General features: G+C 60.6%; 19 protein-coding genes. 9 read left to right on the forward strand and 10 right to left on the reverse strand.

All coding sequences use genetic code 11. From position 1 onward, the window contains the following. Nucleotide 1 precedes the first annotated feature (1 nt). From FHT78_RS17105 to FHT78_RS17125, 5 genes are all read left to right on the forward strand, one after another. Nucleotides 2–784, forward strand: coding sequence for an ATP-binding cassette domain-containing protein (locus FHT78_RS17105; protein WP_183746323.1), 783 nt, complete (start codon nucleotides 2–4; stop codon nucleotides 782–784). Then, the gene (locus tag FHT78_RS17110) at nucleotides 781–1413 is read left to right on the forward strand and encodes a nucleoside triphosphate hydrolase (protein WP_183746325.1); all 633 of its coding nucleotides are present in this window, start codon (nucleotides 781–783) and stop codon (nucleotides 1411–1413) included. The genes FHT78_RS17105 and FHT78_RS17110 overlap by 4 nt, the downstream gene beginning before the upstream one ends. A gap of 64 nt (nucleotides 1414–1477) precedes the next feature. Then, a complete protein-coding gene (gene pyrC / locus FHT78_RS17115) occupies nucleotides 1478–2518 on the forward strand; it encodes a dihydroorotase (protein WP_183746327.1) in 1041 nt (346 codons plus the stop codon). 185 nt (nucleotides 2519–2703) lie between these two features. Then, nucleotides 2704–3882, forward strand: a complete 1179-nt coding sequence (locus FHT78_RS17120) for a GGDEF domain-containing protein (protein ID WP_183746329.1) — start codon at nucleotides 2704–2706, stop codon at nucleotides 3880–3882. 185 nt (nucleotides 3883–4067) lie between these two features. Then, nucleotides 4068–4604: a glyoxalase superfamily protein gene (locus tag FHT78_RS17125; RefSeq protein ID WP_183746331.1), complete on the forward strand. Its 537-nt coding sequence runs from the start codon at nucleotides 4068–4070 to the stop codon at nucleotides 4602–4604. 1 nt (nucleotide 4605) lies between these two features. Here the strand turns inward: FHT78_RS17125 and FHT78_RS17130 are convergent, their stop codons facing one another. Further along, entirely contained in the window at nucleotides 4606–5247 is a 642-nt protein-coding gene (locus FHT78_RS17130) for a glutathione S-transferase family protein (RefSeq protein ID WP_183746332.1), read from the reverse strand. A 99-nt stretch (nucleotides 5248–5346) separates the two neighbouring features. After that, entirely contained in the window at nucleotides 5347–5829 is a 483-nt protein-coding gene (locus FHT78_RS17135; protein ID WP_183746335.1) for an anthrone oxygenase family protein, read from the reverse strand. Between the two features lie 100 nt (nucleotides 5830–5929). Here FHT78_RS17135 and FHT78_RS17140 point away from each other — a divergent pair, with 100 nt between their 5' ends. The 3 genes from FHT78_RS17140 (at nucleotide 5930) to FHT78_RS17150 (ending at nucleotide 8343) form a co-directional block, all read left to right on the forward strand. Next, nucleotides 5930–6583, forward strand: a complete 654-nt coding sequence (locus tag FHT78_RS17140; protein ID WP_183746338.1) for a TetR/AcrR family transcriptional regulator — start codon at nucleotides 5930–5932, stop codon at nucleotides 6581–6583. Between the two features lie 75 nt (nucleotides 6584–6658). After that, nucleotides 6659–7354: an orotate phosphoribosyltransferase gene (locus tag FHT78_RS17145; protein ID WP_183746341.1), complete on the forward strand. Its 696-nt coding sequence runs from the start codon at nucleotides 6659–6661 to the stop codon at nucleotides 7352–7354. Nucleotides 7355–7416: 62 nt separating this feature from the next. Next, entirely contained in the window at nucleotides 7417–8343 is a 927-nt protein-coding gene (locus FHT78_RS17150; protein ID WP_183746343.1) for a carbohydrate kinase, read from the forward strand. Nucleotides 8344–8345: 2 nt separating this feature from the next. Here FHT78_RS17150 and FHT78_RS17155 read toward each other — a convergent pair whose 3' ends face one another. From FHT78_RS17155 to FHT78_RS17165, 3 genes are all read right to left on the reverse strand, one after another. Beyond that, nucleotides 8346–9149, reverse strand: coding sequence for an alpha/beta hydrolase (locus FHT78_RS17155; protein WP_183746346.1), 804 nt, complete (start codon nucleotides 9147–9149; stop codon nucleotides 8346–8348). 116 nt (nucleotides 9150–9265) lie between these two features. After that, nucleotides 9266–10891, reverse strand: a complete 1626-nt coding sequence (gene pgi / locus FHT78_RS17160; RefSeq protein ID WP_183746349.1) for a glucose-6-phosphate isomerase — start codon at nucleotides 10889–10891, stop codon at nucleotides 9266–9268. Between the two features lie 139 nt (nucleotides 10892–11030). Beyond that, the gene (locus FHT78_RS17165; RefSeq protein ID WP_183746351.1) at nucleotides 11031–12731 is read right to left on the reverse strand and encodes a long-chain fatty acid--CoA ligase; all 1701 of its coding nucleotides are present in this window, start codon (nucleotides 12729–12731) and stop codon (nucleotides 11031–11033) included. A 239-nt stretch (nucleotides 12732–12970) separates the two neighbouring features. Between FHT78_RS17165 and FHT78_RS17170 the strand changes: the two genes are divergently transcribed. Continuing rightward, complete coding sequence (locus FHT78_RS17170) at nucleotides 12971–13363, forward strand: PRC-barrel domain-containing protein (protein ID WP_183746354.1); 393 nt, start codon at nucleotides 12971–12973, stop codon at nucleotides 13361–13363. A gap of 49 nt (nucleotides 13364–13412) precedes the next feature. On the opposite strand, the gene FHT78_RS17175 is transcribed toward FHT78_RS17170, so the two are convergent. Genes FHT78_RS17175 through FHT78_RS17195 form a run of 5 tightly spaced genes read right to left on the reverse strand, consistent with a single transcriptional unit; the run spans nucleotide 13413 to nucleotide 19177 of the window. Further along, nucleotides 13413–15863: a glycoside hydrolase family 2 protein gene (locus FHT78_RS17175; RefSeq protein ID WP_183746357.1), complete on the reverse strand. Its 2451-nt coding sequence runs from the start codon at nucleotides 15861–15863 to the stop codon at nucleotides 13413–13415. Nucleotides 15864–15879: 16 nt separating this feature from the next. Continuing rightward, nucleotides 15880–16275, reverse strand: a complete 396-nt coding sequence (locus tag FHT78_RS17180; protein ID WP_183746359.1) for a VOC family protein — start codon at nucleotides 16273–16275, stop codon at nucleotides 15880–15882. 48 nt (nucleotides 16276–16323) lie between these two features. Next, complete coding sequence (locus tag FHT78_RS17185; RefSeq protein WP_183746361.1) at nucleotides 16324–17073, reverse strand: ABC transporter permease; 750 nt, start codon at nucleotides 17071–17073, stop codon at nucleotides 16324–16326. Beyond that, nucleotides 17070–18014, reverse strand: a complete 945-nt coding sequence (locus FHT78_RS17190) for an ABC transporter ATP-binding protein (RefSeq protein WP_183746363.1) — start codon at nucleotides 18012–18014, stop codon at nucleotides 17070–17072. Before FHT78_RS17190 ends, FHT78_RS17185 begins: the two co-directional genes overlap by 4 nt. Beyond that, nucleotides 18011–19177 (reverse strand): ABC transporter permease, encoded by a 1167-nt coding sequence (locus FHT78_RS17195; RefSeq protein WP_183746365.1) that lies wholly within the window; start codon nucleotides 19175–19177, stop codon nucleotides 18011–18013. Before FHT78_RS17195 ends, FHT78_RS17190 begins: the two co-directional genes overlap by 4 nt. Between the last annotated feature and the right edge of the window lie 43 nt (nucleotides 19178–19220).

The following is a 19220-nucleotide window of genomic DNA, read 5'->3' on the forward strand; positions in this document are numbered from 1 at the left end:
CATGGTTCGCGAACCCCTTCTCACCGCCCGTGGTCTCGTCAAGCGTTATGGACGCGTGACCGCGCTCGACAATGCCGATTTCGACTTGTATCCGGGGGAAATCCTCGCCGTCATTGGCGATAACGGTGCCGGCAAGTCCTCGCTCATCAAGGCGATTTCAGGCGCCGTCACGCCCGACGAGGGGGTGATCACGCTGGAAGGCCGGCAGGTGCAGTTCAGGTCGCCGATGGAGGCGCGTGAGGCCGGCATCGAGACGGTCTATCAGAACCTCGCGCTGTCGCCGGCACTGTCGATCGCCGACAATATGTTCCTCGGCCGCGAGATCCGTAAACGCGGCCCGCTCGGCTCGGTGTTCCGCATGCTCGACCGGCCGGCGATGGAAAAGCTGGCACGCAACAAGCTGTCGGAACTGGGCCTGATGACGATCCAGAACATCAACCAGGCGGTCGAGACGCTCTCCGGCGGCCAGCGTCAGGGCGTCGCTGTCGCCCGCGCCGCCGCCTTCGGCTCGAAGGTCATCATCATGGACGAACCGACAGCGGCTCTCGGCGTCAAGGAAAGCCGCCGCGTGCTGGAGCTGATCCTCGACGTACGCGCCCGCGGCCTGCCAATCGTGCTGATCTCCCACAACATGCCGCATGTCTTCGAGGTGGCCGACCGGATCCATATCCACCGTCTCGGCCGGCGGCTGACAGTGATCGATCCGAAGGAATATACAATGTCCGACGCCGTCGCGTTCATGACCGGCGCCAAGGCGGCGCCGACGGAGCCTGTCGCGGCATGAGCACACGTATCGATGACATTGTCGGCGAGGTTCTCGTCCGCGCCGGCGATGCCAAACGTTTCCTGATCGCCGTCGCCGGGCCGCCGGGTGCGGGAAAGTCGACGATGGCCGACAATCTGGCCGTCGCGCTGAAGGCCAGAGGCGAAAGCGCCGAAGTGCTGCCGATGGATGGCTTCCACATGGACAATGCCATCCTGATCGAACGCGGCCTCCTGGCGCGCAAAGGTATTCCCGAAACCTTCGATGTTCGCGGGTTTCTCGATATCATCCGCGCTGTCAGGCGGGCCGACCAGGAGGTTCTGGTGCCGGTCTTTGATCGCTCGCGCGAACTCGCCATCGCGTCGGCCCGCGCCATTTCCCCCGATCATCGCTTCATCATCGTCGAAGGCAATTACCTGCTGTTTTCGCTGGGCAAATGGGCCGAACTCGAAGGCGTGTTCGATTTTTCGGTGATGCTGGCACCGCCGATCGATGTGCTGGAAGAGCGGCTCTGGGATCGCTGGCGCGGCTATAAGCTGACCGAGGAAGAAGCAAGCGCCAAAGTCTACGGCAACGACCTGCCGAACGGCCGTCTCATTCTCGAAAATCGTCGGCCTGCCGACATCACATTGGAAATCGCGCTGGCCTGAACAGTTGTTTCCGCACCGGTGTTGATGCTATCGAGGCGAAACCCGCATCGCTTCGGAGGCTCCCATGCAATCGATCACCATCCGCCGTCCTGACGACTGGCATCTGCATCTGCGCGACGGCGCCATGCTGGAAGGTGTGATCGGAGATACGAGCAGCACCTTCGCCCGCGCCATCATCATGCCGAACCTGGTGCCGCCCGTCGTCACGACCGCTGATGCGGCCGCCTATCGCGACCGTATCATGAAGGCGCTTCCGGCTGGCCATCGCTTCCAGCCGCTGATGACGCTCTATCTGACCGAGCATACGAGCCCCGACGACGTGGAAGAGGGAAAGAAGAGCGGGCTCATCACCGCCGTCAAGCTTTACCCGGCCGGCGCCACCACCAATTCGCATGGCGGCGTGCGTGACATGGAAAAGGCGATGCCGGTGCTGGAGCGCATGGCGAAGATCGGCCTGCCGCTCTGCGTCCACGGTGAGGTGACGACGCCTGATGTCGATATCTTCGATCGCGAGGCCGTCTTCATCGAGACCGTGCTCGATCCGCTGCGCCGGCGCTTGCCCGAGCTGAAGGTGACGATGGAGCACGTGACGACATCTGATGGTATCGACTACATCAAGGCGGCCAAAGGCAATCTCGCCGGCTCGATCACTACGCATCATCTGATCATCAACCGCAATGCCATCCTCGTCGGCGGCATCCGGCCTCATTATTACTGCCTGCCAGTCGCCAAACGCGAGACCCACCGGCTGGCCCTGCGCGCGGCCGCCACCGGGGCCGATCCGCGCTTCTTCCTCGGCACGGATTCCGCCCCGCATGTCGATCCGCTGAAGGAATGCGCCTGCGGCTGTGCCGGCATCTACACCTCGATCAATACGATGAGCTGCCTTGCTCATGTGTTCGAGGAGGAGGGTGCTCTGGAACGCCTCGAAGCTTTCGCGTCGCTGAACGGCCCCGCTTGGTACGGCTTGCCGCCGAACGAGGAACGCATCACCCTGTCCCGGCATGCCGAGCCAATCTTCTTTCCCGCCAAGGTAGAAACAGGCGCCGGCTCGGTGACCGTCTTCGATCCGATGTTTCCGCTTCATTGGCAGGTGATGGCGTAGGTGCTACGTCAGTATTTTCTATTTTAAATCGAATATTCGTTTTAAATTCCGGCGCGACGTTAGACGCGTAACATTTTTATTGTGCGATGCATCATTTGTTAACGGATGCATAAGACATTCCTCATCGCAAAGCCCATCAGCTGCCAATATCCTCTGGCGCGACAATAGCTGCGGAGACTGAAAGCATGATGCTTGACTACAACTCCCTCCTGCTGGCGCTGGGTGTGTCGGCGGCATGTCTCGCCGTGACATTGATGGGCAGTTGGCTCGTCCGTCGGGCCGAAACCGTGCTGCTCACTGCCACCATCGGTCTCGTCCTCGTCGTCAGCGGCATTTTTGCTTACAGCGCCTATGTGAGTAAGCCGGAGCTATCGTTCGGCATCGCCAATTTCGTGCTGTTTCATGCCGGGTTTGCCACCATATGGGGTGCAGGCAAGCAGTTTCTTACCGGGCGCCTGGTGATACCGGCCATCGCAGTCCGGGCTTTGGCGGCGATGGTCTTCTCCACTGTGCCGATGCTATTAGGTTATGACGGCCTGGCCTTCATCGCCGACAATCTTGCCATCGCCCTGCTGCTCTTTGCTACCGCCAGGCAATATTGGCTCGCGCGCGCCGAAGCGCCGGCGCCGCTCCTCGGGATTGCTGCGCTCTATACGCTGACGGCCATCTCCTTCGTTCTCTGCGCCGCCGTGCTGATCTCCGAAGGAAAGCTCGTGCTCGGAAAGGCGCCCAGCAATTGGGCGGAAGATCTGAGCCTCGCCGTCTGTATCGCGGGCATGACAGGGATTGGCGCGCTGTCGCTGGCATTGCATCAGTGGCGGCTCGCCGCCCGTCATCGGCTCGAGGCGATTACCGACCCGCTGACCGGTTTGCTCAACCGCCGCGCGCTGTTCGATCAATACGGCACGCGTCCCATGGACCCGACCACCGCCGTCATCGTCTTCGATATAGATCATTTCAAATCCGTCAACGACCGTTATGGCCATGCCACGGGCGATCGCGTGCTCAAGATCTTCGCCGACGAACTTTCGGCCAATTGCCACACCGACGATACCGTCGCGCGGCTCGGTGGCGAAGAATTTGCGCTGGTGCTGAAGGAGAGCATGCCCGGCCGGGCGGAAGTCGCCGCCGAACGTATCCGCAAGGCCTTCGAGGCGCGCGAGATCCCCACCGACGACGAGGTGCTCAAATGCACTGTCAGCGTCGGCGTCGCGCCCTGCCGCGCCAAGCCGCTGGACTTTGACTCCATGCTGAGTGCTGCCGACAAGGCGCTCTACGTCGCCAAGCGCGCCGGCCGCAATCGCGTCGAACTCGCCGGCCACCTGCATTCGGTACCGTCAGGCTTCGCGCGATCGGCCTCTTGATCGTTCTCTCAACCTTTCATAAGCTGATAGCCGGTCGGATGCAGCCAGCCGCCCCGCGATGCGCAAGCATTATGGTGAATGCATCCAAATCCACCTTCACATCCTTGCTCTCGGCAATCGATGGCGAACGGGTCAGCAGATGCGGGCACTGATCTTCCTGTTTGCCGCCGACGGAAGGATGAACAATGCGCGATTTTCGCGATGCCAAGCTTATGGCAAAAACACTTCGGCAGGCGCTTGCCGATCGTGATATTTCCCTCACCCACAGTGAAACCCTGGAGATCGTCGCCAGACAATTCGGCTTCGACCAGTGGAACATTCTTTCCGCAAAGCTGGACGAGGCCGAAGGTGTGAAATCGGCTGCAGGCATCGAGCCGCCGGTACCGATCTTCCGCATTTTCTCGGTCGAGAAAGCCATGGAATTTTATTGCGGCTTTCTGGGTTTCGCCTTGGATTGGGAGCATCGTTTCGGCGAGAATTTTCCGCTGTATTGCCAGGTTTCGCGCGAGAAAATGCAATTGCATTTGAGCGAGCATTCCGGCGATGCAAGCCCCGGCGCCCGGGCCTTCGTGCGGGTGAAGAATATCAGCGCCTATCAGGCCGAACTCACCGCCAGGAACTACCGCTACATGAAACCGGGTGTCGAGGAAGCGCCCTGGGGCCTGGAAATGACCGTCATCGACCCCTTCAGCAACCGCATCACCTTCTGCCAGCAGATATAGTCTACAGCTCCGCGCGGGCGCCGGAATGCGGATCGAGGCTATAGGGATAGACCGGATAGCCGGGGCCGATGGCATCTCGAACGCGATCGCACCAGGCAGCAAACGCCGGATAGGCTGCGAGAGGAAAGCCGCAATCCCCAGCCCGATGGCTGTAGGCATAGACCGCAATATCGGCGATGGTCAGCTCCTCGCCGACAAGAAACCGGCTGTCGGCGAGGCCGCGTTCGAGTGCGGCGAGAGCGCGGGTTGCGGCTTCGCGCTTCCCCGTAATCATGCTCTGGTTACGCTCCAGCCGTCCCGTCAACGTCCAGAAGCGCAGCGAGCCGATGACAGGCTCGACATGATATTGTTCGAAGAACAGCCATTGCATGACCTTCGCGCGTTCGTAGCTGTCAGATGGCAGAAAGCGTGTGCCCTCGGCGAGATAGGTGAGGATTGCATTGGATTCGGCGATCGCGCGCCCATCATCGAGTTCGAGAACCGGGATGGCGCCGACCGGATTGAGCTTCAGGAACGCCTCGGTACGGCTCTCACCCTCAAAGATCGAGACATTCCGGCTGCTGTAGGGCATTTCGAGCAGGCCGAGCAAAACCCTTACCTTCCAGCCATTTTGCGACGGCAGATAATCATGAAGTGTGAGCATGGCGGTCCCCTCCGCTCCAACCGGCTGATGTTCGCATACTGGCTCGAAGCCGGCCACCCGATTCCTGACGGTGCGTTGGATCGTTCGGCAAGCAGTCACTCAGACGAGCATCAGTGCGCGCACGAAGGCGATGGAGGCAAGCAGCGAGGCGATGGTCCTCACGTGGTTCCACCAGGTCCAGTCCCTGAGATAGGCGGTCCAGAGTTCGACTGCATCCGGCCCGTTGCCGCTGACCTTGTCCAGCGCATCGTTCATCGGCACGTTGAAAACGATGGTCGAGACGAAGGATGCGAGGACATAAAGGGCGGAGCCCGCGAGCATCATCGAGGAAGCGCCGGCGCGCCAGTTCACGAAAGCGAGCACTGCGATCACGACGCAGAGGATCGCGGTCGGCACGAAGAGCAGCATGAAGGGCGAGCGCACGATGGTGACATTGATCGAGTTCATCGCCGCGATGCCTTGTTCCGCTGGAATGCGCGAGAATGCCGTCATGATGAAGGTCGAAAACGCGAAGAAGATACCGGCGACAAGGCCGCTGCCGATCGCGGCGGCAACAAGCGACAGGACGAGAACAATCTGCATGTCGAAACTCCTCCTTCGTTTAAAATAAGAGAAACTCTCTCATTTGCAAAATGAGATAATCTCTCTTATTTTCATTGTCAATGACCGAAGGAATCGAAAGATGGCGGAAGAGATGGTTGCAGGACGCAGGCGCCATCAGGAGCCGATCGGCCAACCGCGCCGCATCCCGAGCCAGCAGCGTGGCCGCGAACGCTTCGAAAAGATCCTGACGGTTGCCTCCGAGCTCATCGAAAAGAACGGCAGCGATGCTCTGAAGATGAGCGAAATTGTTGAAAAGGCTGGGCTTTCCTTCGGTGCCCTCTACCAATACTTTCCGGACAAGACGTCGATCATCCGCACGCTCGCCGAACGCTTCAACGAGGAAGGCCGTCGATGCGTGGCTGGCGAACTGGCCAAGGTGACGGATGCGGACAATCTGCGCATTGCGCTCTCAGTCATCGCCGATGAATATTACGCCTTCTTCCGCCGCGAGCCGGTCATGCGCGATATCTGGCATGCGACCCACACGGACAAGCTTCTTCAGGAAGTCGATGCCGAAGACATGGAATTCCATGCGCAGGCCTTGCTTTCAGTGTTACAACACCTGTGGCCGGCGCGGCCCGAGGCCGAGCTTCTCGCCATCGCCCGGCTGACGATGCAGCTTCTTGCTGCTGCCGTCCGTTATGCGGTTTCGCTGGATGAGGAAGAGGGTGCGCAGGCGATCGCTCTCTTCAAGAAGATGCAGGTTGCGGATATCGGCCGGCTGCTTGGCTGACGGTCTTCTTCCGTCTGGAAACCGGCCGCTCTTGCTGCTATTGCCGCTGGAACGTCAGCCGAAGGAGAGAGCCGCATGATCCAGACCACATTCCCCGATCGCGCCGTGATGGCAGAGCTGCTGGCAAAGATGCTCTGGGAGATCAAGGCTGTGCATTTCAATGCCGAGACGCCCTATAAGTACGCCTCGGGCATCATGAGCCCCGTCTATATCGATTGCCGCAAGCTCCTGTCCTTCCCGCGTGTCCGCTCGACCGTGATGGATTTTGCCGCCAGCACCCTGTTGCGCGATGCCGGTTTCGAGCAGTTCGATTGCATCGCCGGCGGCGAGACCGCGGGCATTCCCTTTGCCGCACTGCTTGCCGATCGTCTCGGCCTGCCGATGATCTATGTCCGCAAGAAGCCGAAGGGTCATGGCCGTAATGCGCAGATCGAAGGCGAGATGAAGGAAGGCGTCCGCGTTCTCGTCATCGAGGATCTGACGACGGCCGGCGGCAGCATGTTCACCTTCATCGATGCTGTCAGAGCCGCCGGCGGTGTCGTCGATCATGGCATTGCGCTCTTTTTCTACGGCATCTTCCCGGAGGCACATCAGCGCTTTGCCAATGGCAAGGTCCAGCTCCATTATATCGCCACCTGGCGCGAGGTTCTGGCAATCGCCAGGCAGCAGAAGCTCTTCGACGACAGGACGCTGCAGGAGGTCGAGTCCTTCCTCGATGCGCCGCTCGCGTGGTCGGCAAGGAATGGTGGCGTGAGTGAGCTTTCGCTCTAGCCTTTTGACAAAAGCTCGCTTAATCGATTGAAGAACGTGCAAGTTCTGTTGGGAGGAATTCGATGATTTTGTGCTGCGGCGAGGCCCTGATCGACATGCTGCCGAGGGATACGACCCTTGGCGAAAAGGGCTTTGCGCCCTATGCCGGCGGCGCGATCTTCAACACGGCGATTGCGCTCGGTCGTCTCGGTATCCCGACAGCCTTCTTCACTGGCATTGCCGATGACATGATGGGCGAAATCCTGCTCGATACGCTGAAGGCGAGCAATGTCGATTACAGCCCTTGCGCCATCACGCAGCGCCCCTCGACGATCGCTTTCGTCAAGCTCGTCAACGGCCAGGCGACCTATGCCTTTTACGACGAGGGCACGGCCGGCCGCATGATCACCACAGATGATCTGCCCACCCTCGGTGATGATTGCGAAGCCCTGCATTTCGGCGCAATCAGCCTGATCCCGAGCCCCTGCGGCGAAACCTACGAAGCGCTGCTCGACCGCGAAGCTGCAAAGCGCGTCATCTCACTCGACCCGAACATCCGTCCCGGCTTCATCAAGGACAAGGCCGCGCATATGGCCCGCATCAAGCGCATGGCGGCCAAGTCCGATATCGTGAAATTCTCCGACGAAGATCTCGAATGGTTCGGCCTCGAAGGCGACCATGATGCGCTGGCCGCCCACTGGCTGAACCACGGCGTCAAGCTCGTCGTCATCACCAAGGGTGCGGAAGGCGCCACCGGCTACACCAATGCGCGCAAGGTCACCGTGCCGAGCGAGCGCGTCACTGTCGTCGATACGGTCGGCGCAGGCGACACGTTCGATGCCGGTGTCCTCGCCTCGCTGAAGATGGACAACCTGCTGACCAAGGCGCAGGTCGCCAATCTCGACGAGCAGGCCCTGCGCAATGCGCTGGCCCTCGGCGCCAAGGCTGCGGCTGTCACCGTCTCCCGCGCCGGCGCAAACCCGCCCTGGGCGCACGAAATCGGGCTCTGAGCTTATTCGATCCGATCAAGAAAAGCCCTGACCTCGTGATTGAAGAGGTCCGGCTGCTGCAGCGGTGCGAAATGGCTGACACCGAGCATGAGCACGAATTCCGCATCCGGAATCGTCCTTGCCAGATAATCGGCATGCTCAGGCTTGATGAATTCGTCATGCTCGCCGAGCACGATGGAAACCGGCACCTTGATGCCGGCCAGCTGCTCCGCCGAATAATTGGGCTCCGTCGCCATCATCTTCGAGACATCGGCGACGAAGGCCTCGAAATGGTCGGGCGTTGCCGATAGCGCCTGATAGTCTTTCTTGTGACGGTTGAAGCAGCGGTCGATGACCGGCGTCGCCTTGAATTCCTTGGTGCCGCCGGGGTCCATGTTGCAGGCGAAGAAGAAGACGCCGCAGACGCGGTCCGGGTGACGGTCGGCAAGGATCAGCGACGTGCAGGCGCCGTCGCTCCAGCCGACGAAGGCCGCTTCCTCGATCCCGGCATGATCCATCACGGCCAGCACATCTGATGCCATCAGGTGATAGGTATAGGGACGGTCGTCACGCGTGCTGCGGCCATGACCGCGGCTGTCGATCACCACGACCCGGTGGCCGGCCTCGACGAGATCGGGAACCTGATAACCCCAGTTGCCGCTATTGCCGAGCCCGCCATGCAGAAGGATGACGGCCGGACCGGCGCCGTAACTCGCATACCAAATGCGCGCGCCTTCATTCTCGATGAAGCCCTCTTCGTTCGAGAGCGGTAATGGCAGCGCCCCCTCCGCTTCGAATTTCAGCAGCTCATCATCCGTTGCAGTCATGAGCTTCTCCTCTGTCACTCTCTCTATAGACGACGAGATGCACTGCAATTCGACAGGGTCAAATAAAAAAGCCCACCCGCATGGCGGATGGGCTTCGATAACAGCGTTCGCCAGGATTACTTGGCGAGTTTTGCCAGCGCAGCGACCAACCCCTGCGTAGAAGAATCGTGCCCGGCAGCACTTTCCTTGCCTTCGACGACGGGCAGCAGCCCGGTCGCCAGTTCCTTGCCGAGTTCCACACCCCACTGGTCGAAGGAGTTGATGCGGAAGAGCACGCCTTCGACGAAGACGCGGTGCTCGTAGAGCGCGATCAGGCGGCCAAGAGCGTAAGGCGTCAGCTTATCATAGACGAAGGTGATCGACGGGCGGTTGCCGGTGAAGACGCGGTGCGGGGCGATGAAATCGGCCTTCTTGTCGTCCATGCCCTTGTCGGTCAGCTGCTTCTTGGCTTCCGCGAAGGTGCGGCCCTTCATCAGCGCTTCCGACTGCGCGAGAACGTTGGACATCAGAAGCTGATGCTGGTGGCGCAGTTCCGGCTCGAAACCGTTTGCGGCGATCATGAACTCTGCCGGGATAATGCTCGTGCCCTGATGGATGAGCTGATAGAAAGCATGCTGGCCGTTGGTGCCGGGTTCGCCCCAGACGACAGGGCCGGAATTGCCTTCGACCGGCGTGCCGTCGATCGTCACGCCCTTGCCGTTCGATTCCATGTCGAGCTGCTGCAGATAAGCCGGGAAGCGCGACAGGCGCTGGTCATAGGGCAGCACGGCGCGCGTCGGATAACCCAGTACATTGCGGTGATAGAAGCCGATCAGGCCGAGCAGCATCGGCAGGTTTTCTGCAATCGGCGCCTTACGGAAATGGTTATCGACGGCATGGGCGCCATCGAGGAACTTGCCGAAATTCTCGGGGCCGACAGCGATCATCAGCGGCAGGCCAATCGCCGACCAGATCGAATAACGGCCGCCGACCCAATCCCAGAAGCCGAAGACACGTTCGCTTTCGATTCCGAAGGCGGCGACCTTGTCGAGCGCCGTCGAAACGGCGGCGAAGTGGTGCTGAACGGCCGCTTCGCCAAGCGCGCCGGCGATGAACTTGCGCGCCGTCTGCGCATTGGTCATCGTCTCGACGGTGGTGAACGTCTTGGAAGCGACGATGAACAGCGTCGTCTCGGGCTGCACCAGCTTCAGGATATCGGCAATATGGGCGCCGTCGATATTGGAGACGAAATGGGCGCGCGGGCCGTCGTGGAACGGGGCGAGCGCCAGCGTCGCCATGACCGGGCCAAGATCCGAGCCTCCGATGCCGATATTGATGACATCGGTGATCTTTTTGCCGGTCGCGCCCTTCAGCGCGCCGGAGCGCACGCCGTCGGCAAACTTGCCCATGGCGGCGAGCACGGCGTTGACGTCAGGCATGACATCCTTGCCATCGACCAGCACAGGCGTATTGGAACGGTTGCGCAGCGCCGTGTGCAGCACGGCGCGATCTTCGGTGAAGTTGATCGCCTTGCCGGAGAACATCTCCTCCCGTTTCTTCTCGACGCCGCCTTCTTCGGCGAGCCTGACCAGAAGCTTCAGGATGTCATCGTTCACTGCCGTCTTGGAAAAATCCATCAGCAGGTCGTCAAGCGATACGGAAAAGCGCGAAAAGCGCTGTGGATCATCAGCGAATGCGGCGCGCAGATCGGTGGCATTGGTGGCAGCCGCAGTGCTCTTCAGTTGTTCGACGATGGCATTCATGGAAGGCTCCTTTGGAGGCGGAGGGGTCGCGGAAACTATTCCCTTTCCCGCAGCCAAATCAAGTTCGGCCGTCTGACGAAATATGAAAAAAGCCACCCGCGACAAGCGGATGGCTCTCAATATCACGAGACCGTCAAATTTAGCCGCGCAGGTCCTTGCGCAGGATCTTGCCGACAGGGCTCTTCGGCAGCTCGGTGCGGAACTCGATGAAACGCGGGCGTTTGTAATTGGTGAGATTGGCCGCACAATGGGCTCTCACATCGGCTTCGGCCAGGTTCGGATCCTTGCGCACGATAAAGAGTTTCACAGCCTCCCCGGAATGCCCGTCCGGCACGCCGATCGCCGCCGCTTCCAGGATGCCGGGATGCATGGCGGCCACTTCCTCGATCTCGTTCGGATAGACGTTGAAGCCGGAGACGAGGATCATGTCCTTCTTGCGGTCGACGATCTTGGTATAGCCGCGCTCGTCCATGAAGCCCATGTCGCCGGTGCGGAAATAGCCATCCGGCGTCATTACCCGGGCCGTCTCCTCCGGCTTGTTCCAGTATCCGGCCATGACCTGCGGGCCACGAATGCAGATCTCGCCGATCTCTCCAAGCGGCAGCGAATTGCCGGCCTCGTCCCTGATATCGAGTTCCGTCGAGGGAATGGGAAGGCCTATCGAGCCCGTGAATTCGGGTGAATCGAAGCGGTTGGCGGTCGCAACGGGTGACGTCTCGGACAGACCATAGCCCTCGGTGACATGCGAGCCGGTCACCTTCAGCCAGCGTTCCGCCACCGGCCGCTGCACGGCCATGCCGCCGCCGAGAGACATGACGAGAGAAGAGAAATCGAGTTTGGCGAAATCGGCATTGTTCAGCAGCGCATTGAACAGCGTGTTAAGGCCGGGGAAGATATGAATGTTCGATTTCTGGAATTCCTTCACCAGCCCTGGAATGTCGCGCGGATTGGCAATCAGCACATTATGGGCGCCGAGCGACATGCCCATCAGGGAATTCACCGTCAGCGCGAAGATGTGATAGAGCGGCAGCGCGCAGAGGAAGTTCAGGACATCAGGCTGCTTCTTCTTGTCGAAGGCGGATTTCAGCCAGAGCTGCAGCTGCGTCTTATTGGCAAGCAGGTTCTGATGCGTCAGCATCGCGCCCTTGGCAATGCCAGTTGTTCCACCTGTATATTGCAGGAAGGCAATGTCGCTACGGGTCAACGCGACCGGCGCAAGCGTCCTGTTTGCCCCCTCGGACAGCACTTGCCGGAAGCTCTTGTGTCGCGGGATGGACCAGGACGGGACGAGCTTCTTCACCCGGCGGACGACGAAATTGACGATATGCCCCTTTGGGCCGAGCATTTCACCGAGAGAGCTGACGACGACATGGCGCAGGTCCGTTTTGTTGATGACCTGTTCGACCGTGCGTGCGAAATTTTCCAGAACGAAGATCGCCTTGGCGCCGGAATCATTGAGCTGGTGCTCGAGTTCGCGCGGCGTGTAGAGTGGGTTGACGTTCACGACGACGAGCCCGGCGCGCAGGATGCCGTAGACCGCGATCGGGTTCTGCAACACGTTCGGCATCATCACGGCGACGCGGTCGCCCTTCTGCAGGCCGACGCTCTGCAGCCAGGCAGCCACCTTGCGTGTTTGCACCTCGAGCTCGCGATAGGTCATGACCTTGCCCATGCTGGAAAAGGCTTTGCGATCGGCAAAACGGGCGCAGTTCTGTTCCAGGAGGTCGGGAAGCGAAGCGAATTCCAGCGGCGGAATCTGGGCCGGAACGACGTCCGGATAGGTGGCAAGCCATGGTTTTTCCGGTTTCGCACCACCGGGGTGCACGGAAATGCTGTTCATCGTGTCTCTCTCCCATTCGGCCGCCGAAACCGGATACACCCGTCGATCGGAAGATCCTCCATCCTCCGTCAGGGCAGCTTAGGCCATTGCTTGAGCGGTTCAAGCGGATTGAGGTTACAATAACCTTAACGTAAACGTCAATATCGCGCGTACCGCATATGAATGGCACGGAACTTTGAGGCATAGGGCACGTTTTCTCAGTGTGGAAGATCCACGAGGAAACGACAAAGGAGGTGCACATGCTCAATCAGGATACTGACGCCACCCGCCGTGACCCGGATGTGAAGGATACGCCGACGCTGATCGCCAGCGACCGCGTCGAAGGCACCCGCGTCTATGGCGCCGATGGCAAACACATCGGCTCCATCGAGCGCCTCATCCTCGGGAAGCAGGACGGCCGTGTCGCGTACGCCGTTCTGAGTTTTGGCGGCTTCCTCGGCATCGGTCATGATCACTACCCGCTGCCTTGGGAAAAGCTGACCTACGATACCCAGCTGGACGGCTACCGCATCGATCTCACCAAGGAGCAGATCGAGGGAGCGCCAAGCTACGCGGATGATGATGACACCTGGTACAATGAGAATGGCCGCCGCGTTTATGACTACTACGGCGTGCCGCCCTACTGGATGTAACGTCACCCGTGAGGACGAGCCGGATGAGGCCCCGCGAGAGCGGGGCCTTTCATCGTGGGGTCACAAGATCATTGGCGCATCGCAATACCGTGCCGATCACGATATCCTCAACAGAAAGCTGCTTCTCGGACGTCAAACGGAAGACATGGCTGTCACCGGGCAGCAGTGTCACCAGCATGGAATCCACCACCGCCGTGGGGTCGAGCCGATCCGCCATCAGGCAGAGATCTCTGAGGAAGCTCTTTGCTGTGACCCTGACCTCATAGCCGCCAGCCATTCTTGCCAGCGAAATGTCGAGCGCTGGCGCAGGAAGTTTCAGGTCGATATCCTCCACAAAATAGTGGAAGGCGCGCTTGTCGAGCATCTGGACGACGATGACTTCCTCATCTGCCGCGCCGGCTTTCGCGATCTCCTCGGGCAGAGGAAATTCCTTGGCTTCGAACCGGTCGCAGAGCAGCCGCCAGAATTCGAATTCCGCCAGCACCGTTCCATCCAGCCGTAGACGCTTGCCGCTGATCTTCGAGCGCCAGAACAGCGTCTGCTCATTCACGGCGATTGCCGAAAGGCCTTGGCCACGCGGCTGGATCGTCAGCAGACGAGGGTGGAATGCCTGCTGCATCGCGTACCAGAGCGGCTTGCGCCGGCCGGCGGAATCAAGCGCTGCCCATGACGTGACCGGCCAGCAATCGTTGAACTGCCAGACGACTGCTCCCTTGCAGATGTCGCGATGGGAGCGCATGTGCTCGACGGCAAAGCGGATGGCGCGCGCCTGATTGAGCTGTGTCGCGAAATGCCAGTCATCCATCGTCTGCGGCACGGGCAGATGCCCGGCAAGGCCCTTGATCAGCTTGTCATTGCCTTGCGTCGCCTTCTGATGATGGAAGACGCCGCGCGATTCCGGCGTCAGCGGCTCGTCATGCACGCTCTCCTGCAACGTCGCCCAGTTCGGCGGGGCCTGCCAGCCGAATTCCGAGCAGAAGCGCGGGATGTAATTGCGGTAGACCTCGTAACCGACGTCGTTCCACACGTCCCAGATATGCTTGCAGCCATGCCGGTCGTCATTCGGCTCGATATCCATGGAGCCCGAATAGGGGCTGCCGGGATAGTAGGGCCTGATGGGATCGAGTTCGGCGCAAAGCTTCGGCAGAACATCGAGATAATAACCGAGCCCCCAGCTGACACCGTCCTTGATGATCGGCCGCCAGCCCCATTCGTCAAAGCCCCAGATATTCTCGTTATTGCCGTTCCAGATGACGAGCGATGCATGCGGCATCAGCCGCACGACATTGTCGCGAACCTCGGCGATCACCTCGCTGCGCAACGGTTCTTCCTCCGGGTAGGAGGCGCAGGCAAAAAGGAAATCCTGCCAGACGAGCATGCCGGCCCGGTCGCAGGCCTCGTAAAACTCGTCCCGCTCGAAGATACCGCCGCCCCAGACGCGCAACAGATTGATATTGGCAGCCTTCGCCTCGTCGATCCGCGCCGCATAGCGCTCCGCAGTCACGCGCGAGGGGAAGCAATCGTCCGGTATCCAGTTTGCACCGCAGGCAAAGATCGCCACGTCGTTGATGACGAAGGTGAAGGCCGAGCCATGCGCATCCGGTGACGTATCGAGCCGCAGCGAACGGAAGCCAATCTCTTTCGAATAGCGGTCAAGTAAGTTGCCGTTGGCATCTTCCAGCCGGATGTCGAGAGGATAAAGTGGCTGCGCCCCGAGATGATGCGGCCACCAGAGCTGCGGCGAGGGGATGCGAACTTCAAATGAAAGCTCCTCTGCATCCGCTTCGACGACGACCGCCTGCGTCGCGCCACCGATCTCGGCCGTGAGCCTCGCCGGCAGGTCCTCGCCATGCCTCGCCAGCCGCACATGCACCTTGACCAGGCCATCACCACCGGCAAGCGTGGCCGAAACACGTGTTTCGGCAAGCCGCAACCGATCCCAGCTCTCCAGCCGCACCGGCTTCCAGAGCCCTGCCGTGACAAGCGTCGGACCCCAGTCCCAGCCGAAATTGCAGGCCATCTTCCGCATCAGATTGCCCGGCCCGGGATAGTTGTTCGGGCGGTAGCCGTAATGCTTCTCCATCTCCGCGCCATAAGCGTAGGCGGAATGGAAGGTGACGCTCAGTTCGTTTGCGCCTGCCCGCAGCAGCGACGATACGTCGAAGCGATAGGTGCGGTGCATGTTGAAGGTGCGGCCGATCTCTTCGCCATTCAGGCTGATCGTCGCAATTGTATCGACGCCGTCGAAGACCAGTTCCTGCACTTGGGTCCCATCAGGCTCGGCCTCGAAATCCAGCCGGTAGACCCATTCCGTCTTGCCGATCCAGTCATTGGTGATCTCGTTGATATCGAGATAGGGATCGGGGATCAGCCTTTCGGCAAGCAGGTCGAGATGCACGCAGCCGGGCACCGTTGCCGGAATGGACGCCGGCAGACTGGTTCTTCCTGTATCGTTACAGGAAAGCGTCCAGCCGCTATGAAGGTCTCTCCTCCCAATCATGTCAGCCTCTTATCTTTTATTGAAAACGGCCGTGACGCTGCAGCACTTCGATCTTGTAGCCGTCGGGATCGGTGATGAAGAAAAATAGCCCGAACAGCTTGCCGTCGCGGTTGAGTTCCACGAGCTTGCCGGGGTTGAGACCGAGATCGGTCAGCCGCTTGTGCTCGACCTGCACTTCCTGAACGGAAACAGCCAGATGCCCATAGGCATCGCCGAGATTATAGGGCTCAATACGGCCCTTATTGACCGTCAGTTCCAGCTCGAAGCCGGTCTCGTCATTGCTCATATATATCAGCGTGAAGGTCTCGAAATCGACACGGTCGGCAACCTTGAGCCCGAAGACCTTGCTGTAGAATTCGACCGAGCGGACCTCGTCCAACACGCGGATCATGGAATGGATCATTTTGGCCAAGGCGGGTCTCCCATGACTACTGTCTCCGCTGCCTTGGTAGCCGTCCTCTCAAGCCGGACGCAAGCCCATTCTGCGCGTGATCGCACCTTCGAGCATGCCGACGACATCATAGATCAGCACCGCCATCAGGCCGACGATCAAGCCGCCCTGCAGGATGAAGGCCGTATTGTCGGAAATCAGGCCGGCGATGATGACCTCGCCGAGGCCCTTTGCCGCAACCGTCGAGCCGATCGTCGCCGTGCCGATATTGATGACGGTCGCGACCTTCAGCCCTTCAAGGATCAGCGGCAGTGCCAGCGGCAGCTCCACCTGGAAAAGGCGCTGCCTTCCGTTCATGCCCATTCCGTCCGCGGCATCCAGCACCTGCGGCGACACCTGCTTGAGGCCGGCGACGGTATTCTCGAAGATCGGCAACAGGCCATAGAGAAAGAGCGCAATCAGCGTCGGCGCAGCACCGAAGCCGGTGGCGGGAACGGCAAGCGCCAGCACCGCGACAGGGGGAAAGGTCTGGCCGGCATTGGCAATGGCGCGTGACAACGGCAGGAAGTCGGCGCCGCTTGGCCGGGTAACGAAAATGCCGCCGAGAACAGCAAGCACGGCGCTGCCGATGATCGAAATGAAAACCAGCTCCAGGTGCCCCAGCGCCAGAAAAGCGAGGCTGTTCTGCGTATAGACCGGCGATGCATTGTTGTTTGTCAGCGGTACCAGCATGAAGGAGAGCCACTCCGTCCTGAAGATCAGGATGAGCAGCATCACCAATGCCAGCGCGCGAAAGAGATTGGCGACGATGAATTTCATGCCTTGCGGCCCAGTTCGAGCAGCCGTTCCATCGAGATCGAACCGACTGGCGCCTTGTTGGCATCCTGCACGGCTGCCTCGTCGACGCCCTGCCAGATCATTTCGGCAAGTGCATCCCGAAGGCTGAGCGACTGTGCCAGCGAATAGGGCAGGCCGGGTTTGGCAGGCTGCATGCTGTCCTTCAGCGGCGTCAGCGACATCAGCTTCAGCGCCCGGTCCGACGTGCCGGTCAATTGCTGCACGAAGGGATCGGCAGGCTCAGTCAGGATCTTCTCCGGCGTCGAGCACTGCAGGAGTTTGCCGCCGCTCATGACCGCGATCTGGTTACCCAGATGGAAGGCCTCGTCCATGTCATGCGTCACGAGCACGACCGTCGTGCCGAACTGTTTCTGGATCGCCAGGAGATCATCCTGCGCCTTGCCGCGGATGACAGGATCGAGCGCGCCGAAGGGCTCATCCATCAACAGCAGTTCCGGTTCGGCGGCCAGTGCCCGGGCAACGCCGACGCGCTGCTGCTGGCCGCCCGAAAGCTGGTGTGGATATTTCTCGGCAAAACTTGCCGGGTCGAGATTGAAGAGGCCGAGCAGTTCCGTCACCCGGCTGGCGATGCGGGCCGTATCCCAGCCGAGAAGTTCCGGCACGGTCGCGATATTCTGCGCCACCGTACGGTGCGGAAAGAGGCCGTGCCCTTGGATGGCATAACCGATCTTGCGGCGAAGCTCGGTCGCCGGCACATCCATGATATCCTGTCCGCCGACGAAGATCTGTCCCTCGGTGATCGGCACCAGCCGGTTGATCATCCGCATCAGTGTCGATTTGCCGGAACCCGACGTGCCGACGATGACGGTGATCGAGCCCTTCTCGACGCTCATGGAGACATTGTCGACGACGGTTGCAGAGCCGTAGCGTTTGGTGACGTTCCTGATCTCGATCATGCTCATGCGGCTGGCCCCTGGATGCTTTCGATGACCGCATCGAGGATGACGGCCGAGGAGAAGGCGAAGAAAACGGTCGGCACGGCGCCGAGCAGAACGAGGTCCATGGCCGTCTGGCCGAGCCCCTGGAAGATGAAGATGCCGAAACCGCCACCGCCGATCAGCGCGGCGATCGTCACCATGCCGATTGCCTGCACGAGAACGATGCGGATGCCGGTGAGGATGACCGGGAAGGCGAGCGGCAGGTCGATCCCGGCAAGGATCTGCCGGCGTGTCAGCCCCATGCCGGCCGCCGCATCGCGCACCGAGGGGTCGACACCTTCGAGCCCGACGACCGTATTGGCAACGATCGGCAGCAGCGAATAGAGCACGAGCGCAATCAGCGCCGGAGCCGTCCCGATGCCGCGAATGCCGATGTCGGCCGCAAGCGGCACATGTGTCGCGAGATAACCGAGCGGCAGCATCAATATGCCGAAGAGCGCAAGGCTCGGGATGGTCTGGATCAGGCTCAACGTCTGCAGCACGATCGCGCGCAGCTTTGGCACCCAGAAACACAGGATGCCGAGCGGCAGCCCGAGAACGATGGCGATGGCAAGCGATCCGAAGGCGAGAAGCAGATGGGAATAGGCTTCGGTCCAGAACTGGGCCGAACGCGTGGAGAATTCCCTGAGGATCGACAGACTGTCGAGCAGGCCGGAGGAGAGGCAGATGCCAAGCAGGGCCGTATAGGCGATAAGGGCCGCGACCCGCATCCAGGGCGTCAGCCGGATCTTCACCAGCGCGTCGGAGATGATGAGGCCAATGACACCGAACAGTACCCAGAAGCTACCGCCAGGCGTCATGCGCGCCACAGTGCTGCCGGGCGGTGTCGCAGCCGTCGCCACCAGCCCGATTGCAGCAATCAGTGCGGCAAGGCAGAGCGTGCCGAGCCCGAGCCGGATGAAAGCATGGCGTAGGAAGACCGCTGCCAAGGCAGTGGCAACAAGGAGAATCATCAGGATGACGATTGAAGTCTGGGGAAGAAGCTGCGTCAGCAGCATCGGCTTGCCGGCGGCGATCCGGTTGGCCTTCACATAGATGAAAGGCAGAAGGGCCGTTGCCGCAATGCCGCCTGCCACCAGTACCACGCCGAGCCGGTCCAGCTTGCGGACCGCTAAGGTTTCTTCCATCGATCCAACCCTGTCCGGAAAGTGCCCCGCCCGGATACCGGAC

The organism is Rhizobium sp. BK196, from assembly GCF_014193255.1.
In the GTDB taxonomy this organism is placed as follows: Bacteria; Pseudomonadota; Alphaproteobacteria; order Rhizobiales; family Rhizobiaceae; genus Rhizobium.

Bases quoted from the DNA above. Each gene is read 5' to 3' on its own strand.
- FHT78_RS17105 (WP_183746323.1), top strand. From the start codon at position 2: ATGGTTCGCGAACCCCTTCTCACCGCCCGTGGTCTCGTCAAGCGTTAT.
- FHT78_RS17110 (WP_183746325.1), top strand. From the start codon at position 781: ATGAGCACACGTATCGATGACATTGTCGGCGAGGTTCTCGTCCGCGCC.
- pyrC (WP_183746327.1), top strand. From the start codon at position 1,478: ATGCAATCGATCACCATCCGCCGTCCTGACGACTGGCATCTGCATCTG.
- FHT78_RS17120 (WP_183746329.1), top strand. From the start codon at position 2,704: ATGATGCTTGACTACAACTCCCTCCTGCTGGCGCTGGGTGTGTCGGCG.
- FHT78_RS17125 (WP_183746331.1), top strand. From the start codon at position 4,068: ATGCGCGATTTTCGCGATGCCAAGCTTATGGCAAAAACACTTCGGCAG.
- FHT78_RS17130 (WP_183746332.1), bottom strand. From the start codon at position 5,247: ATGCTCACACTTCATGATTATCTGCCGTCGCAAAATGGCTGGAAGGTA.
- FHT78_RS17135 (WP_183746335.1), bottom strand. From the start codon at position 5,829: ATGCAGATTGTTCTCGTCCTGTCGCTTGTTGCCGCCGCGATCGGCAGC.
- FHT78_RS17140 (WP_183746338.1), top strand. From the start codon at position 5,930: ATGGCGGAAGAGATGGTTGCAGGACGCAGGCGCCATCAGGAGCCGATC.
- FHT78_RS17145 (WP_183746341.1), top strand. From the start codon at position 6,659: ATGATCCAGACCACATTCCCCGATCGCGCCGTGATGGCAGAGCTGCTG.
- FHT78_RS17150 (WP_183746343.1), top strand. From the start codon at position 7,417: ATGATTTTGTGCTGCGGCGAGGCCCTGATCGACATGCTGCCGAGGGAT.
- FHT78_RS17155 (WP_183746346.1), bottom strand. From the start codon at position 9,149: ATGACTGCAACGGATGATGAGCTGCTGAAATTCGAAGCGGAGGGGGCG.
- pgi (WP_183746349.1), bottom strand. From the start codon at position 10,891: ATGAATGCCATCGTCGAACAACTGAAGAGCACTGCGGCTGCCACCAAT.
- FHT78_RS17165 (WP_183746351.1), bottom strand. From the start codon at position 12,731: ATGAACAGCATTTCCGTGCACCCCGGTGGTGCGAAACCGGAAAAACCA.
- FHT78_RS17170 (WP_183746354.1), top strand. From the start codon at position 12,971: ATGCTCAATCAGGATACTGACGCCACCCGCCGTGACCCGGATGTGAAG.
- FHT78_RS17175 (WP_183746357.1), bottom strand. From the start codon at position 15,863: ATGATTGGGAGGAGAGACCTTCATAGCGGCTGGACGCTTTCCTGTAAC.
- FHT78_RS17185 (WP_183746361.1), bottom strand. From the start codon at position 17,073: ATGAAATTCATCGTCGCCAATCTCTTTCGCGCGCTGGCATTGGTGATG.
- FHT78_RS17190 (WP_183746363.1), bottom strand. From the start codon at position 18,014: ATGAGCATGATCGAGATCAGGAACGTCACCAAACGCTACGGCTCTGCA.
- FHT78_RS17195 (WP_183746365.1), bottom strand. From the start codon at position 19,177: ATGGAAGAAACCTTAGCGGTCCGCAAGCTGGACCGGCTCGGCGTGGTA.